Annotated in this window: 15 protein-coding genes; 7 read left to right on the top strand and 8 right to left on the bottom strand. The window is 61.4% G+C overall.

All coding sequences use genetic code 11. The features are described from left to right. Positions 1-19 precede the first annotated feature (19 nt). Complete coding sequence (locus ACMXX3_RS06200) at positions 20-757, top strand: NADPH-dependent F420 reductase (protein WP_421083876.1); 738 nt, start codon at positions 20-22, stop codon at positions 755-757. A gap of 75 nt (positions 758-832) precedes the next feature. Here ACMXX3_RS06200 and ACMXX3_RS06195 read toward each other — a convergent pair whose 3' ends face one another. Then, entirely contained in the window at positions 833-1,738 is a 906-nt protein-coding gene (locus tag ACMXX3_RS06195) for a DUF559 domain-containing protein (protein WP_421083875.1), read from the bottom strand. 574 nt (positions 1,739-2,312) lie between these two features. On the opposite strand from ACMXX3_RS06195, the gene ACMXX3_RS06190 reads away from it, so the two are divergent. Beyond that, on the top strand, positions 2,313-4,421 hold the full coding sequence (locus ACMXX3_RS06190; protein WP_421083874.1) for an AMP-binding protein: 2,109 nt from the start codon (positions 2,313-2,315) through the stop codon (positions 4,419-4,421). 121 nt (positions 4,422-4,542) lie between these two features. Further along, positions 4,543-4,992 (top strand): gamma-glutamylcyclotransferase family protein, encoded by a 450-nt coding sequence (locus tag ACMXX3_RS06185; protein ID WP_421083873.1) that lies wholly within the window; start codon positions 4,543-4,545, stop codon positions 4,990-4,992. Positions 4,993-5,085: 93 nt separating this feature from the next. On the opposite strand, the gene ACMXX3_RS06180 is transcribed toward ACMXX3_RS06185, so the two are convergent. Then, positions 5,086-6,441, bottom strand: coding sequence for an aminotransferase class III-fold pyridoxal phosphate-dependent enzyme (locus tag ACMXX3_RS06180; protein WP_237189768.1), 1,356 nt, complete (start codon positions 6,439-6,441; stop codon positions 5,086-5,088). 64 nt (positions 6,442-6,505) lie between these two features. On the opposite strand from ACMXX3_RS06180, the gene ACMXX3_RS06175 reads away from it, so the two are divergent. Next, positions 6,506-8,020: a PucR family transcriptional regulator gene (locus ACMXX3_RS06175; protein ID WP_421083872.1), complete on the top strand. Its 1,515-nt coding sequence runs from the start codon at positions 6,506-6,508 to the stop codon at positions 8,018-8,020. Positions 8,021-8,108: 88 nt separating this feature from the next. On the opposite strand, the gene ACMXX3_RS06170 is transcribed toward ACMXX3_RS06175, so the two are convergent. From ACMXX3_RS06170 to ACMXX3_RS06160, 3 genes are all read right to left on the bottom strand, one after another. After that, positions 8,109-9,038: an alpha/beta hydrolase gene (locus tag ACMXX3_RS06170; RefSeq protein ID WP_237189301.1), complete on the bottom strand. Its 930-nt coding sequence runs from the start codon at positions 9,036-9,038 to the stop codon at positions 8,109-8,111. Positions 9,039-9,113: 75 nt separating this feature from the next. Further along, a complete protein-coding gene (locus ACMXX3_RS06165) occupies positions 9,114-10,571 on the bottom strand; it encodes a flavin-containing monooxygenase (RefSeq protein ID WP_421083871.1) in 1,458 nt (485 codons plus the stop codon). Between the two features lie 35 nt (positions 10,572-10,606). Beyond that, positions 10,607-11,743 carry a zinc-binding dehydrogenase gene (locus ACMXX3_RS06160; protein WP_237221611.1) on the bottom strand — a complete coding sequence of 379 codons (1,137 nt, stop codon included), beginning with the start codon at positions 11,741-11,743 and terminating at the stop codon, positions 10,607-10,609. 323 nt (positions 11,744-12,066) lie between these two features. On the opposite strand from ACMXX3_RS06160, the gene ACMXX3_RS06155 reads away from it, so the two are divergent. Next, positions 12,067-12,288 carry a DUF6290 family protein gene (locus ACMXX3_RS06155; RefSeq protein ID WP_421083870.1) on the top strand — a complete coding sequence of 74 codons (222 nt, stop codon included), beginning with the start codon at positions 12,067-12,069 and terminating at the stop codon, positions 12,286-12,288. Positions 12,289-12,290: 2 nt separating this feature from the next. Then, positions 12,291-12,554 carry a type II toxin-antitoxin system RelE family toxin gene (locus ACMXX3_RS06150; RefSeq protein ID WP_421083869.1) on the top strand — a complete coding sequence of 88 codons (264 nt, stop codon included), beginning with the start codon at positions 12,291-12,293 and terminating at the stop codon, positions 12,552-12,554. 156 nt (positions 12,555-12,710) lie between these two features. Here the strand turns inward: ACMXX3_RS06150 and ACMXX3_RS06145 are convergent, their stop codons facing one another. The 3 genes from ACMXX3_RS06145 to ACMXX3_RS06135 are packed head-to-tail and all read right to left on the bottom strand — an operon-like array spanning position 12,711 to position 15,015. Next, complete coding sequence (locus ACMXX3_RS06145; RefSeq protein ID WP_421083868.1) at positions 12,711-13,460, bottom strand: amino acid ABC transporter ATP-binding protein; 750 nt, start codon at positions 13,458-13,460, stop codon at positions 12,711-12,713. After that, complete coding sequence (locus ACMXX3_RS06140) at positions 13,453-14,130, bottom strand: amino acid ABC transporter permease (RefSeq protein ID WP_421083867.1); 678 nt, start codon at positions 14,128-14,130, stop codon at positions 13,453-13,455. Before ACMXX3_RS06140 ends, ACMXX3_RS06145 begins: the two co-directional genes overlap by 8 nt. Positions 14,131-14,187: 57 nt before the next feature. After that, positions 14,188-15,015, bottom strand: a complete 828-nt coding sequence (locus ACMXX3_RS06135; RefSeq protein WP_421083866.1) for a transporter substrate-binding domain-containing protein — start codon at positions 15,013-15,015, stop codon at positions 14,188-14,190. A 307-nt stretch (positions 15,016-15,322) separates the two neighbouring features. Between ACMXX3_RS06135 and ACMXX3_RS06130 the strand changes: the two genes are divergently transcribed. After that, entirely contained in the window at positions 15,323-16,051 is a 729-nt protein-coding gene (locus tag ACMXX3_RS06130) for a hypothetical protein (RefSeq protein WP_421083865.1), read from the top strand. Positions 16,052-16,060 lie beyond the last annotated feature (9 nt).

The following is a 16,060-nucleotide window of genomic DNA, read 5'->3' as shown; positions in this document are numbered from 1 at the left end:
CAAAGACAAGGACACCACCATGAACATTGGAATTATTGGCTCTGGAGCCATCGGCGGAACCCTCGCCCTCAAACTCGCAGCTGCCGGACACAGCATCACCCTGGCCAATTCCCGCGGGGCAGATACTATACCTGAGCGCTACCTGGCCCCAGGCGTCCAGGCAGGTGACACCCGCTCCCTCCCGCAGAACCTCGACGTCCTCATCCTTTCGGTACCGCCCCAAGCCCTCCCCCAGCTTGTCGATGTGATTACTGGGCTACCTGACGACACCATTCTTGTAGATACCAGCAACTACTACCCGGGCCTCAACGGGCAGATTGATGAACTTAACCAGGGCAAAACCCAAGCTATCTGGGTTGCCGAACAACTAGGTCGCCCCATCATCAAGACCTGGAATGCGGTGCTAGCTGAAGTTCTGCAGAACCCTAGCGGCCCCCTGGCCCTACCGATTGTGGGTGACAACCCGGAGCACAAGCAGGTCGTTGCAGAGCTCGTCTCCGCTACCGGTTTTACCCCTGTGGACGCTGGCACCCTCAGCGAGGGCTGGCGGCAGGAACCGGGTTCACCCGCCTACTGCACTAGTCTGACCGCCGATGAGCTACACCAGGCTCTGGCCCAAGCCAAACAGGAATTGCGGGCAGACCGTCGAGACCTAGCAATGCAGGTCATCGCTAACCGCGGCCAGGAAAACCCCGAGCAGCTCAACGCAGCCTACTTTACTGCGGTGAACCGTCTTATCTTCGGCGGCAAATCGTAGTATCCACATCGTGACATGCGGGGTTTCCTTCGAAACGCGGTTCTTCCTACCGTATCTCGAAGGAAACCCCGCAGTTCACCGCCCGGAGGTGAGGCCGGCGTCCAGCAACCACTGCTTCACCCGCTGGGGACGATCCAGCAAATCCCGCCAACGCACCCGAATCACCCGATACCCCAGGTGCTCAAGATCCCGCTGGCGACGGTGCTCCCGCTGAATGACCTCACGAGAATCACCATAGGTACCGTTGTATTTAACCTCCCCGTCAACCTCAAGAATGACCCGCTCCCTCTCCCACACAAAATCAGGACGATACAGCCGCCCCTCGCACACCAGTTCAGCCTGCTCACACGGCTGAGGCAGCCCCCACTGAACTATCAGGTACCGAGCGATCGTTTCAGCAGGGGACTCCGCCGCCCCGCTCATAAGTTCAGCAAGGCCCCGGGCTGTACGCGCCCCGCGTCCTACCGTCATCTTCAGAGACTTCTCCAAGTCAGAAGCAGGTACATGCCGCTGATGAAGCATAAAATCAGCAACACAGAGGGCATCCAGCAGGGGCAGGACGCGGGCACAATCCAGGACGGTCTGGAGCGGGTCGGTCAGCATCGCCCCCTCACGAAAGACGCTGTTCTCGCATACGTCCGGCCGTCCCCCTGACACCTTGATGAGCCCTCTCGACCGGACGCCTTCACCCGAAGTACTCACCCACACCTTCTGGGGCAGGGTCAGCAAGGGCGCTCCCCACCAGAGGGCAGCAGAACTATGGCTCAAAACGTAATTGTTGCTGTTCTTGAGCACCCCCACATGGTGGGCCTTGCACCGGGTGGTCTGATCCCAGGAGCGCCAGAGGTCCGCGGTGGTGTACGAGTTATAACGGAATCTGATGAGCTGCCCTGCCTGGCAGGCTCGGGTAAGGGCAGCGGAGCTATACCCTTTGTGGGCAAGCTCAGATGATGTGGCAACCGATGTGAATAGCTCTTCCATAGCAGGCATTTTTACCCATGGTGTGTGATATGACAAGGAAAAACGTAGCCTGTGGATAGTGCTTCATCGCTTATCTAGGGCTTCTAGTCTGAACGGTTGCATCTTCGTGAATCTACTGACCGTATATGACGGGACTGTGTCAGGGTTTTACCCACCGAACTGGCTTAAGCGCGAGATGCGGGGTTTCCTTCGAAACGCGGTTCTTCCTACCGCAACTCGAAGGAAACCCCGCAGTTCATGATATGGACAGACTGGGGCAGGCAAACCACAGGGCAGGACGGACGGACGCGCGTCACGGGGCGTCACACGCGTCAAAGAATGGAAAGGGTTTGGCACCACAGAGAAGTAGCCCTTAACCTGAAAGAGCTTTTGTCCATCACGAGCGATACGAGAGACCTGGCTCTACGACGATCGCAGCAACCACGCCGAGAAACTGAACCCGGGCGTCCTGACCCACCAGCCCCACCCCAAGAGCCACAGGAACTTGACTGGGGGTCAAGGGGTTACAGGTTCATATTGTTCTTTTTCGAGTCCCGGCGCCGGTGCTACAGCCAGCTACCGATGGGAGATACCCTTGGGCGCACCTGCCGATTTTGTTTACACCGACCCCTCTACCCCCACCCCCAACCCGGCCCTGATTTCAGATGAGGCCCGCGTGCAGTTCTGGGCAGACCAGGCCAAGGCCCGCCTGACCTGGGGCGAACTCTTCGATGAGGCCAACCCCCACACCTTCACCAAACCTCAGAGCCTGGGCCTTGACGGTGAGGGTATTGAGCAGTTCACCGTGCCTGAGATTAAGTGGTTCGAAGGCGGCAAGCTGAACGTTGCCTACAACTGCGTAGACCGCCACGTCGAAGCGGGTAAGGGCGATAAGGTAGCCCTCTACTTCGAAGGGGAACCCGGTGACCGTCAGGCTATCACCTACGCTGAGTTGCAGCGCCGGGTAGCCAAGGCCGCCCACGGCCTGGAGAAGCTGGGCGTCACCCAGGGCGACCGCGTCGTCATCTACCTGCCGGTCATTCCCGAAACCATTATCTTCACCCTGGCCTGCGCCCGTATTGGTGCTATCCACTCCCTGGTCTTTGGCGGCTTCTCCGCCGAGGCCCTGAAGTTCCGGGTGGAAGATACCGGGGCTAAGGTGCTCATCACCACCGACGGTCAGAACCGCCGCGGAACCGTCGTACCGGTCAAGGCTACCGCCGATGAGGCCTGCTCGGGTGAGAACAACATTGAGCACGTCATTGTCATTGACCGCACCGCAGGCACCCCCGAAGCCCACGCCGCCGTGCCCTGGACCGAGGGGCGCGACATCTGGTACCACGACCTGGTCGATGACCTGCCCGACACCCACGACTACCAGCTCTTTGACGCTGAGACCCCCCTCTTTATCATCTACACCTCGGGCACAACCGGTAAGCCCAAGGGCCTGGTGCACACGTCCGCTGGCTACCTGACCCAGGTGGCCTACACCCACGCCCTGCTCTTCGACCTGCTCCCCGAGATTGAGGACGAGTCGGGCCAGCGCCGCGTGGACGAGCTGGCAACCGTCAATGACCCCGCCAAGGTTGAGAACACCGTTCACTGGTGCACCGCTGACCTGGCCTGGGTCACCGCCCATACCTACGAAATCTACGGGCCGCTGCTCAACGGCGTCACCGAGGTCATTTATGAGGGCACTCCCAACACCCCCACCTTTGAGCGCCACTTCGAGGTGATTGAACGCTACGGGGTCACCAACTATTACACGGCCCCCACCCTGATTCGCTCCCTCATGGGTGCCTTCCCTGACGGCCCGCCGGCGGGCAAGTACGATCTCTCATCGGTGCGTCTGCTGGGGTCGGTGGGTGAGTCTATTAACCCCGAGGCCTGGCGTTGGTTGCGGACGCACGTGGGCGGGGGCACCGCGTCCTTTATCGATACCTGGTGGCAGTCTGAGACGGGATCAACCGTGTGCTCGCCGCGTCCTCACGACCCCCAGTTTGCACTCGCTGGAACCTTTGCGGACGACGCCCCCCACACGGCATCCAAGCCCGGCTGTGCGACCCGGGCGGTTCCGGGTATCTCAACCCGCGTGGTTGACGAGCACGGAGCCGACGTTGAGCCTGGCGTCCAGGGCTTTATTGTGGTCGATAAGATTGGCCCCTCCATGGCCCGCACGGTCTGGGGCAACCCGCAGCGCTACTTGGATTCCTACTGGCGCCACTACGGCGAGCGCGGCTGGTTCCTGGCTGGGGACGGCGCCAAGGTCGATGAGGAGGGCGACGTCTACATTCTGGGCCGCATCGACGATGTTATTAACATTTCGGGCCACCGCCTATCGACCATTGAGATCGAGTCTGCCCTGGTCACCCATGAAGCCGTGGTAGAGGCAGGTGTCTGCCCGGTGGAAGATGAGCTGACCGGCCACCAGGCGGTTGCTTATGTGACTCTCTCTGAGGCCGGCCGCGCCCTGAGCGCCGAGGAGCTGAAGAAGGCCCTGACCGAGCATATCCGCCACGAGATTGGCCCGATTGCCAAGCCCAAGGACGTCATTGCGGTAGCGGATATCCCCAAGACCCGCTCGGGTAAGATTACCCGCCGTCTGCTGGGTGAGCTCTACCAGGGCCGGGCACTGGGTGACACCTCGTCCTTGCAGAACGAGGAGGCCCTGGAGGCTATCACTCAAGTGCTGGCTGCCCGCTAAACGCCAGGCCGAATAACCGAGTGCCCACCTTTCTTTCGAGTGCCCGTAAAACTTACGGACTTTCGAAAGAAAGGTGGGCATTTGCGTCGGCGGGGGCGGGGTAGCTTTCTACCATAGACCTATGACCACTAGCCCCACCCCAGCCCACTACCCTGTTTTCGTCTACGGCACCCTGCGCCCCGGCATGAGCAATAACCACTGGTTTCGCGGGGCTGACGCCAACCACACCAAGGCCCTGATCACCGGTTATGAGCTCGTCACCAACGGTGAATACCCCTACCTGCTCCCGGCCAGGCCCGGGCAGGACGACCCCGCCCCGCACGTCCGCGGCACCTTAGTTTTTGTGGACCCCGCCGACTGGGAGGCAGTAGCCGCCTCCCTGGATGAGCTAGAGGGCACTGACCCCACCCGACCCGTCCACGACGATAACCTCTACAACCGGGTCCTTGCCGATGTCACCACCGAGGACGGGCAGGTTTATACCGCCTGGGTCTACATTCCGCCCCGGGCTGCCCATGCCCGCCTGCGGGAGAGCTACCCCCTCATCCCCGGCGGTGAATGGACCGAATAAAGCCCACCCACAACAAACCCCCGCAGCCTTCCAGAAGGCGGCGGGGGTTTGCCTGACAGTAACTATTTTGAGGGAGCTAACCCGTACAGGGGTTTACTTGGCAGCTTCCAGGATTGCCTCGCGCAGGACGCCGAGGCCGTCGCGCAGCAGCTCTTCGCTGATAACCAGCGGGGGCAGCAGACGCAGGACGTTGCCGTAGGTACCACAGGTCAGGGTCAGGACGCCCTGCTTGTGGCAGGCGGCTGACACAGCCTTGGTGATGTCGGCCAGGGGGTTCAGGTCGGCGTCAGCGAACTCGACAGCCAGCATGGCGCCACGGCCACGGACCTGGGCAACGATTCCGGTTTCTTCAACCAGGGGTTCGAGGATCTCGCGGGCTACGCGCTCGATCATGCGGGCGTTCTCAAGGACGGCGCCGTCCTCAAGCTGCTCGAAGACAGCCAGGGCTGCTTCACAGGCCAGCGGGTTACCGGCGTAGGTGCCGCCGAGGCCGCCAGCGTGGGGGGCGTTCATGATGTCGGCGCGGCCGGTGACAGCTGACAGGGGCACGCCGTTGGCCAGGGCCTTAGCGGAGAGGACGAGGTCACCAGCGACACCTTCGTGTTCGGCAGCGTAGAGGGTGCCGGTGCGGCCGATACCGGCCTGGATTTCGTCGATGACCAGTACGATGCCGTACTTGTCAGCCAGGGCGCGCAGGCCGGGCAGGAAGCCCTTGGCGTGGACGATGAAGCCACCTTCACCCTGGATGGGTTCGATGACCATAGCGGCGAAGGTTTCGGGGCCGCGCTCGGTCAGGGTCTTTTCAACGGCTGCCAGGGCATTGGCGGTGATTTCCTCTTCGGTGGTGCCACCGGCTGCAGGACGCAGGGGGTTGGCTGAGGCGGCACGCACGACTTCGCCGGGCATGGGGCCGAAGTTGAGGCGGTAGGGATTTTCCTTGGCGGTCATGGCCATGGTCAGCAGGGAGCGGCCGTGGTAGGCCTCGTCGAAGACCAGGACGTTGGGGCGGCCGGTGTAGGAGCGGGCGACCTTGATGGCGTTCTCGACGGCTTCGGCGCCGGTGGAGAAGAGGCCGGTGCGCTTTTCGAAGTCACCGGGGGTGTGCTCGTTGAGCCACTGGCAGACCTTGGTGAAGGAGTCGTATTCGGTGACCATGAAGCAGGAGTGGGTGAACTTGGCGGCCTGGGCGGCGACGCGCTCGGCGACCTTCTGGTTGGAGGCGCCGAGGCTGGTGACGGCGATGCCGGAGGCGAAGTCGATGAGGCGGTTGCCGTCGACGTCCTCGATGATGCCGCCGCCTGCGCGTTCTACGAAGACGGGCAGGGTGACGCCGAAGCCGTTGGTGACGTGCTTGAGGCGCTCAGCGTGCAGGGCGGTTGATTTGGGGCCGGGGACCTCGGTGGCGAGGTGGCGGCTCTGGGGTACTGAGTTGTTTACAGTTTCGTTCATAGCCACATACTAGGAATTATGACGGGCCCCTGAGTGTGCATTTTTGCTGGGTGGGGGGTGTGCTATGGATAATATGACCATGGTCTCACTGCGTGAACTTCAACAAAAACTCGATACGGCCCTGGTGCCGGTGTCTGAGAAGGGGCAGGTTTCTGCCCATGAGCTGAGCGGCGTGCATCTTTCAGAGCTGCTTGACCCCACCCCCTACCTGTCGGGTGGGGAGCTTTTGCTGACGACAGGTATGGCTTTTGAGAACTCCTGTAAGGCGGTGCCGGATTATGTGTCCCGCCTGGTCGCAAAGGGGGTTAAGGCCCTGGGGTTCGGGGTTGGCCCGGTTTTTCCTGAGATACCTGAGGCAGTGCAGAGCGAGTGCGCCCGCCAGGGCCTTGAGTTGCTGATTGTGCCTGATGAGGTGACCTTCCAGCAGATTACCCGCACCTACTGGCACCTTGCGGACGAGGGCGGTCAGGCTGAGCTGAAACGCACCCTGGGGTTGCAGACGGCCCTGGTGCGGGAGGTGGTGCGTCCGGACGGCATTAAGGCGGTTTTGCGGCGCCTGGGCCAGTTTGTGGGTGGCTGGGCTGCCTATCTTCCGGCAACGGGGGCTAATGCTGTGGTCTGGCCGGAAACCGCTGAGGCTTATGTGCGGAAGTTCCGCCAGGCAGAAGACCGCACCAAGCAGGGTAACGCGAATGCCCCGCTGACCTACGAGGCTAACGGGCAGATTATTCTCAAGTATCCGGTGTCTTCGGGGGAGAAGAGCTACGGCCACCTTATGGTGGGGTCCCCCCGCAGGTTGACGGCTGCAGACGCCCAGGTGGTTGCCACTGTCTGTACCCTGCTGCTGATGAAGATCCGCCAGCGGGAAAGCTATACCGCCGGCATTGCAACCCTGGGTGCGGCTGTTGTGCGCCTGCTGGCCGGTGGCCATGCGGACGCTGCCCGCCTGCTCTCTGAGAACGTCGGCATGGGCGAACTTCCCGCACGTATGCATGTGATCGGTATCAAGGGCGATGGCCGGGAGGACCCCAACGACTGGCTGCGCGTCCTGCCCCTGCTCGAGCGGACCCCGAACGTCCCCGTCCTCGATTCAGCCCTCGAAGAGACCCAGCTGCGGCTCCAGGAGGACGGTATCCTGCTCCTGCTCATTACCGAGAAAGCCGCATCATCAGCCAGCCCCCGCGCTGCTGCCAACGACTGGTGCCGGGCAGCGACCGTCAGCGCCATGATGAGCGAGGCCGTGCTCCTGCACGAGCTGCCTACGGCCGTCGATGCCGTGCGCCGCGGCCTGCGCCGGGCCGAGCCGGGCTACTTCTCTAAGGTTGGCGGCTACGACCGCAGCCGCGCCGAAGAATGGGTTGCCACCCTCCTCGAATACGACCGCTCCGACCTGCTGGGCACGGTAGCCGCCTACCTGCGTCACCGCGGCCAGTGGGAGCCCACCTCCCGCGAACTCGGCGTCCACCGCAACTCAGTGCGCCACCGCATCGAAACCGCCCAGAACCTCCTCGGCGTTGACCTGGGCGACCCCGACGTCTTCGCCCCCCTCTGGCTGGCCCTGCGCGACCGCGTCGACTAGCCCCGTCCCCAGGAAAGGCCAAAGCCCCACCCCCTACCCAGAGGGCAGGAAGGGTGGGGCTTCGACGTCCTTGCATCAAGCCTGAAGGCTAGACGCGCTCCCGAATGAAGGCAGCGGCGGCACGCACCTCGTCGCGGCCTACGGGAAGAATACCGGCTGAAGTAAAGAGGCCGTGGGCGTAACCGGGCAGGTGGTGGGTAACCACCTCAACACCCGCGCGGGCCAGCTTCGCAGCGTAATCAATGCCCTCATCTGCGAGGGGGTCGTGCCCAACGGTCACGACGTAGGCCGGGGCCAGGCCGTCCGGAACCTCAGCAAGGGCGGGGCTCAGCTCGGGGGCTGACAGGTCAACCTCAGCGGGCACATAGGCGGCAGTGAAGTGGCGCATGGTCTCAGCGACCAGGGGGTAGCCCTCGGTCACGCGCTGGTAGGACTCGCTGCTCATGGTCAAATCCAGCACCGGGTAGAGCAAGACCTGGGCCAGCACCGGAACGGTCGCCTCGGTGTTCTCTCGGGCAATCACCGCAGCCAGGTGGCCACCGGCGCTATCGCCTGCCAGGACCACGCCGCTGACGGCCAGGCCGTGTTCTGTGCTGCCGGTGAGCCAGGTGAGAGCCTCGCGGCAGTCATCGTGAGCGGTTGGGTACAGGTATTCGGGGGCCAGGCGGTAATCCACTGCCAGCAGCGGGATACCGGCATCCGCGGCCAAGGCCCGGCAGAGGCCGTCGTGGGTATCAAGATCGCCAATACCCCAGCAGCCACCGTGGAAGAAAAGAATCACAGGGGTGGGCCCGAAAATCTCACCGGGAGTGTAGAGCCGCACCGAAAAATTGCCGAGGTCGTAGTCGGCTACCTGGGCCATCTGGGCGGCCGGAATCCCGTTCTTCGCGCAGGAGGCCCGGTAGTTGGTGCGGGCGGTTCCCAGCTCAAGGGTATGGAAGGAGGGCGAACCAGCGGCCCGGAAGGCCTCAATGACGGCCGCTGCATCCGCAGCAAGGGGCGGGTAGGAGTTAGTCATGGTGGGTGTTCTCCTTTGCTCTGCTTAAGGGAAAGGACGCCGGTGGCTTGGTTCACCGGCGCCCTAACGGGGTTCTTAGGCGGTCAGGCCGTAGTCTTCAAGGTTGAGGGTTTCGGTCAGCTCAACGAACTCGTTGACGGTGCCACCCCAGTTGTTGATGACGCGGCCATCGGCGTTCTTGTACCAGCTGGAGCAGTCAGAGGAGAAGGCTGAGCCGGTCAGGGTCTGCTGCAGCTCGTCGTTGAAGCGGTTGATGACCTCTTCGCGGACGTCCAGGGGCTGGTCGGGGTTCTTCTGCAGGTGCTTGACGGCCTGAACAACGTACTTCTGGGCGGGCTCCAGCATGGAGACCACGGAGTTGTGGTTGAGGTTGGTGTTGGGGCCGTACATCATGAAGAAGTTGGGGAAGTGGTCAACTGCCATGCCCAGGTAGGCCTCGGGGGCGTCGCCCCAGCGCTCGTCCAGGGTGAGGCCGCCGGTGCCGGTGATGACGGTGCTGCGGCCGAAGGCCTGGGACTGGAAGCCGGTTGCGTAGATGATGACGTCGAATTCACGCTCTACACCGTCGACGGTCTTGATGCCCTTGGGGGTGATTTCTGAGATGCCTTCGGTGACCAGTTCGACGTTGTCGCGGGTGAGGGCGGGGTAGAACTCGTCAGAGCGCAGGATACGCTTGCAGCCGTAGTCGTAGTCGGGGGTCAGCTTCTCACGCAGCACGGGATCGGTGATGTGCTTTTCCAGGTGCTCGCGGGCCATGGCGACGCCTTCAGCGGAGGCTTCGGTGCCGCGGCGGGTGCGCTCAAAACCTGCTTCGCGGAAGTCGTGGATTTCCTGGCGAATCTTGCGGTAGGAGTCAGGGTTGGAGACGAACTCAGCGGTCTCTTCTGCGGTGAAGATGTGCTGGTCGCGGGGCAGGATGTAGTTGGCGGAGCGCTGGAAGACGGTAACCTGCTCAGCGATTTTCGCAATTTCGGGGACGTACTGGACGGCGGTGGCTGCGTTACCGATGGAGGCAACACGCTTGCCGGTCAGGTCAATATCGTGGCGCCAGTTGGCGGAGTGGAAGCGCTCCCCCTCGAAGCTCTCGGTGCCGGGGAAGGCGGGGATGTTGGGCTCAGACAGCTGGCCCCAGGCAGCGACCAGGGTGCGGGCGAGCAGTTCGTCGCCGGTGCCGGTCTTGATGACCCAGAGCTTGCGGTCTTCGTCCCAGGTGGCGTGGGTGACCTCGGTGTTGTAGCGGATGCGCTCGTCCAGCTTGAATTCGGTGGCGAGGTCCTTGAGGTAGTTCTGCAGTTCTTCCTGGCCTGCGTACATGCGGGAGACGCGCAGGTTCAGGAAGTAGCTGAAGCAGTAGATGACGGCCTGGGTGTCGCAGGCGGCACCGGGGTAGGTGTTTTCGCGCCAGACGCCGCCGATTTCGTCGGCCTTTTCAAGAATCAGGAAGTCCTCGATGCCGTCCTGCATGAACTGGGCTCCCTGGCCCAAACCGCCGTAGCCGGCGCCGATGATAAGTGCGTCGTAGATGTGTGACATGGGGTCTTGCTCCTTTACAAGGGGTTTGTGTGATGTTAGAACTTGATGATTTGGCGAAGGGCAGCACCGTTGTGCAGGGCGTCCATGGCTTCGTTGATCTGGTCGAGTTCGATGTGTGCTGAGATGAGGCCTTCTACGTTGAGCTTGCCGTCGCGCCAGAGCTGTTCGTAGATGGGGATGTCGTGGGAGGGCACTGAGGTGCCCAGGTAGCTACCGGCAATCGTCCGAGCCTCAGCGGTGAGGGCCAGGGGGTCGATGACGGTCTCGGAGCCGGGGGCGGGCAGGCCGACGGTGACGGTGATACCGCCGGGGCCGGTGATTTTGATGGCGGTTTCAAGGGCCTTTGCGTGGCCGGCGGCTTCGATAACGGCATCAAATTTTTTGCCGGCTGCTGCCTGTTCGAGGGCTTCGGGGCTGGTAAGCGCGTCTGTTGCGCCCAGCTTCTTGGCCATCTCGAGCTTGTCGGGCTGCATGTCAACGCCAACGACTTCTTCAACGCCCAGGGCGCGGGCGACAATCAAAGCTGCCATGCCAACGCCACCCAGGCCGACGATAGCCACGCGGGAGGTCTTCTCGGGCTTGGCGACGTTGAGGACGGCGCCACCGCCGGTCAGCAGGGCGCAGCCGAGCAGGGCTGCGACGTCGGCAGGGACGTCCTCGCCCACGGGGACGACAGAACGCTGGTCAACGACGGTGTGGGTTGCAAAGCCGGAGACACCCAGGTGGTGCTGGACGGTCTGGCCGTCGCGGGTGAGGCGGCGGGCCCCGGAGAGGAGGGTGCCTTCGGTGTTGGATGCGGTGCCGGGGATGCAGGGGGTCTTGCCGTTGGAGGCGCAGCCGGAGCATTCGCCGCAGCGGGGCAGGAAAGTCATGACAACCCGCTGGCCGACTTGAAGATCGGTGACCCCTTCGCCGAGTTCTTCGATGATGCCAGCTGATTCGTGGCCCAGCAGCATGGGGACGGGCCGGGGCCGGTTGCCGTTGACGACCGAAAGGTCTGAGTGGCAGAGACCTGCGGCTTCAATACGGACGAGGATTTCGCCGGGCCCGGGGGCGTCGAGCTGGAGTTCTGAGATAGTGATGGGGTGGGTTTCAGCGTAAGGTTCTGCTGCCCCAATTTGTTCGAGGACGGCGCCGCGGATGGTGCGCTGACGGGTGGGGGTGGTGGTCATGGCCCTTGCCCTCCTTTGGGTGTCGGTCGTGGCGGCGCACCGGAAGTGGTGCCTGTGCGTTTTCAATTTCGATACTAAAAAGAGATAACCCACCGCTTATAGACATAATGACCTAGGCCACAGAGCGATTTGGTGAAAGTGTCTAAGAAAGGCAGAGCTGTATCACCGGCTTTATGGGGGGCGGACGTCCGTCGCCACCTTAAAACACTTCACCCCCTCGACCCTCCCAGCTTCTTCATCACAGAAAGCAAGTCCAGAACAATATCCTATTGTTGAAAGTGCAGCCGTTTGCCATACTGGAAAGCACAGTAAGGAGAGAACCTATGACCGTGCATGTTGAGTTTACAGCTACTGAAGAGGCACAACTACAGAGTCTTTCTTCCGCTCTTGGCACGAGCACCGAAGAGCTAGTGCGTTCTGCTGTACTTGATTATCTTGAACAGCAGGAAGAACAGGTATGGGCGCAGCAGGCGTTGGCACGATTCGAGGAAGACGGCCGTGAGACCCGCCCTGCCCAGGAATTGTGGGATGAACTCGGGGTCTGAATGTGGCCTGGCAATTAGTGCTGGCAAAAGAGTTTGAACGATCGATTAGAAAGCTCGATAAGCCGGATATTCGTAGAATTAAGACTTACCTCGACCAGGTAGTTCAATTAGATGATCCGAGGGCCCGGGGAAAAGCATTGACAGCTGACAAGGTTGGCCTGTGGCGTTATCGTGTAGGAAATTTTCGAATACTCGTAAAATTTGAAGATCAGCAGATGCAGATTATCGCTCTCGACGTTGGTCACCGCTCAGCAATTTACCGGTAGCCCTCTGAGATTCTCTGGTGTTAACACATCACCCCCTCGACACACCCACCACCCCCGTGATTTTCGAGGGGGTCAAGAGAGAAATGAGGGGGTGAAGCAGGTGGCGCGGCGCCAATTTGGTCCAAATACCCAGGCCGCCCCTAGCGCCCCAGCGCCTTAGATTCGGTAGTCCGTCATTTCGAAGATCTGTAGGAAGCGCTGGATGCGTTCGTTGTCGGAGGCGAAGAAGGCTTCGGGGGCGCCGTTGTAGAGCACGTTGCCGCCGTCGAGGAAGACGATGCGGTCGGCAACCCGGCGGGCGAAGGCCATGTTGTGGGTAACGACCACCAGGGAGCGTTTTTCGCGGGCCAGGTCGATGAGCACCCGAATGACCTCGGCTTCAAGCTCGGGGTCAAGGGCAGAGGTGGGCTCATCAAAGAGCAGGTAGTCGGGGGCAACCGCCAGGGCGCGGGCAATGGCGACGCGCTGCTGCTGGCCGCCGGAGAGGTTATCGGGGTAGGCGTCTGCCTTATGCCCCAGCCCCACCTTTTCTAGGAGTTCGCGCGCGAGCTGGGCGGCGGCGTCCTTACCCATCTTGCCGTTGAGTACCGGGGCCAGGGCCACGTTCTGCTCAGCGGTGTAGTGGGGGAAGAGGTTGAAGTTCTGGAAGACCATGGCCGAGTGCTTGCGAATGGTGCGTACCTGCTCGTCGGTCAGCCCGGCGGCGAAGTCTACCGAGTCGCCCTCGATAGTGAGGACGCCGGACTCGGGGGTTTCGAGCAGGTTCAGGCAGCGCAGCAGGGTGGATTTGCCCGAGCCGGAGGGCCCGAGAATAACCGTGGTTTCGCCGTTGTCGAGGTCCAGGGAGATGTCACGCAGGATGGTGTTCTCGCCGAAGCTTTTGGTGAGGTTCTTCAGGCTAAGCATTGGCTGTCCTTATGTAACGGCTGGTGCGCTTTTCGAGGGCGCGTTGGGCGATGGAGAGCAGGGTGAAGATGACCAGGTAGATGGCGGCGACTTCCAGGTACATGGCCAAAGGTTCGAAGGTGCGGGCGGCAACCTGCTTGCCGGAATGGAAGAGATCTACCATGGAGATCACCGAGACCAGGGAGGTGCCCTTGACCAGATCGATCAGGTCGTTGCCCAGCGGGGGCAGGGCGATGCGGGTGGCCTGCGGGATGACGACGTGGCGCAGGGTCTGCATCTTGGTGAAGTTGAGGGTGCGGGCAGCTTCAAACTGGCCGCGCGGAATCGAGGCGTAGGCTGAGCGGAAGGTCTCTGCCACATAGGCTCCGGTGTTGAGGCTCAGCGCGATAATGGCGGCGGGCCAGGTGTCGAGGGTGATGCCGATGCGGGGTAGCCCGTAGAACACCAGGAAGAGCTGCACCAGAAGCGGGGTGCCGCGGAAGAACCACACGAAGGCTGTGGCCAGCCAGTTGAGCGGGTTGTAGCGGCTGAGGTTGCGGGCGGCGGTGGCCAGCAGACCCAGCACCAGTGCGAGCACGAAGGAGATGAGGGTCAGCGGGATGGTCACCTGCACGGTGGCCAGCAGCAGGGAGGGCAGGGATTGTGCCCAGAGTTCTAGGTAGCGGTCCATAGTGTTCTACGGGTTACTTTCGGTTCGGACGCCGGGGTGCGGCTTGCCGGGGCCGGGTTAGGCCTTGGGGCTGAGGTCGATGCCAACGTACTTTTCGTAGATGGCCTTGAAGTCGCCGTTCTCCAGGTGCTTGGCAATGGAGTCGTTGATGGCGGTCTGCAGGGTGGTGGCGCCCTTGGGCATGAGGATTGCGGACTGGGAGGCGTCGCCAAGCACACCGTCGAGCAGGCGGATGGGGGCGTCGGGGTGCTGCTCGGTGTAGTAGGCGAAGGTGACGGCGTCGTTACCGCAGGCGTCGACGCGGCCGGTGAGGACCTGCTCAATGGCTTCGTCGAAGCCGGTGACGATGGTCATCTGGGCGCCTGCTTCTTCGAGCAGGGTGCGGAAGTTGGAGGTCTCTGATGAGGCTGCGGTGGCGCCGTTGAGGTCGGCAATGGTCTGCAGGCTGGAGTCCTGCAGGACGGCTACCTTGCCTTCTGAGGCGACGTAGGGGTTGGAGAAGTCGTACTTCTGCTTGCGCTCTTCGGTGGGTGAGACGTTGTTGATGACGATGTCGTAGCGGTCGGCGTCGACACCGGCAATCAGGGAGTCCCAGGGGGTTTCGGTGTATTCGGCGGTGACGCCCAGGTCAGCGGCGATCAGGTCGCCGATTTCCTTTTCCATGCCCACGAGTTCGCCGGCTTCGTTGTGGTAGTTCCAGGGGGCGAAGGTGCCTTCGAAGCCGATGCGGATCTTACCGGCGTCCTTAATGGCCTGCAGCTTATCGGCAGCTGCGGAGGATGAGCCGGAGGTGGTGGATGAGGAGGAGCCGCAGGCAGCCAGGGCCAGGGCAAGGGCGGACGCGCCAGTGAGGGCGAGAGCGGAACGACGGTTGATTGCTGTCATGGTGCCTGTCTTTCGGTGGTGGCATTTTGGGTAACTGCGCAAGCTTATAACAGGTGAAGCCCCCACAAAGAATTATTGTTACGCAAGTGTTACGAATATTTTTCAGGGCAGGCTGGAGGAGACGTAAAACACTGCAAAGATACTCCCGTCATTAGCAGAGATGAGGGGAAAAACACTTTTGAGCAGGACTGCACTAAAGCAAAGTGGCCTTATTTACCAAGCAAACACCCTTGCTCCAGAGGGGGTGGACTACTAAATTTAGAACTACCTACCAATCCAAAGCATACTTATAAGAGAGGTGTTTCACATGCTCATCTTTGGCAAGACTACGACCACCACTACCGCAACCCTCCTTCTGGCCTTCGCAGGGATTACCACCGCTTCAGCGAGCAGCGATGATCCAATCGCCGAGCTTGTAGAGCTGAACCCCGGCACCTCATATTCACAGATGCAGGCTGACCTTTCGGCCTATGCAGAAGCTAACAACACCACCGTGGACGCTGTTGCACAGGAAGCACTCGAGGACGCCCGGGGAAGCACTACCAACAACACTGCAAGCTCCTCCGACTTCCGCCAGGCTGCTCCCACCTTACCTGCTGGGCGGAATAGGGGTGACATCTTTGTCACTCCCGCAAATACCCTCAGTTTTGACCACGGCCATACTGGCTTGTACTTCTCAGCCCAAGAAGTCATTGAAGCCCCCGGCAAAAAGGGGGAACATACTCAAAGCCATAGAATCAGCCGAAACAACGTATCAGCACCATCTGGCTCAGTTTTGCTCAATGTGAAAATTGACCAGGTGACCAAGGATTCTGTCGCAGATTGGGCGAATGAGAACTTACTAGGTCGCCCTTATAACTCAAACTTTGCTGTCAATAAATTTGGTAGCTTCTCAGCCCTCAACTGCTCTCAACTGGTCTGGCACGCTTATGATGTTGCCGCCGGTATTGATTTAGACAGCAACGGCGGCGTCGGTGTCTACCCCTACAACATTAAGGACTCCGAACACACCGAGATTTACTATACCGTGAGCTAAGTAAGGAGA

Source organism: Rothia nasimurium (assembly GCF_049068285.1).
GTDB classification, from domain to species: Bacteria; Actinomycetota; Actinomycetes; order Actinomycetales; family Micrococcaceae; genus Rothia; species Rothia nasimurium_I.
The sequence above is the reverse complement of the archived record's forward strand: the minus strand, read 5'-3'. Positions and strand labels throughout refer to the sequence as shown.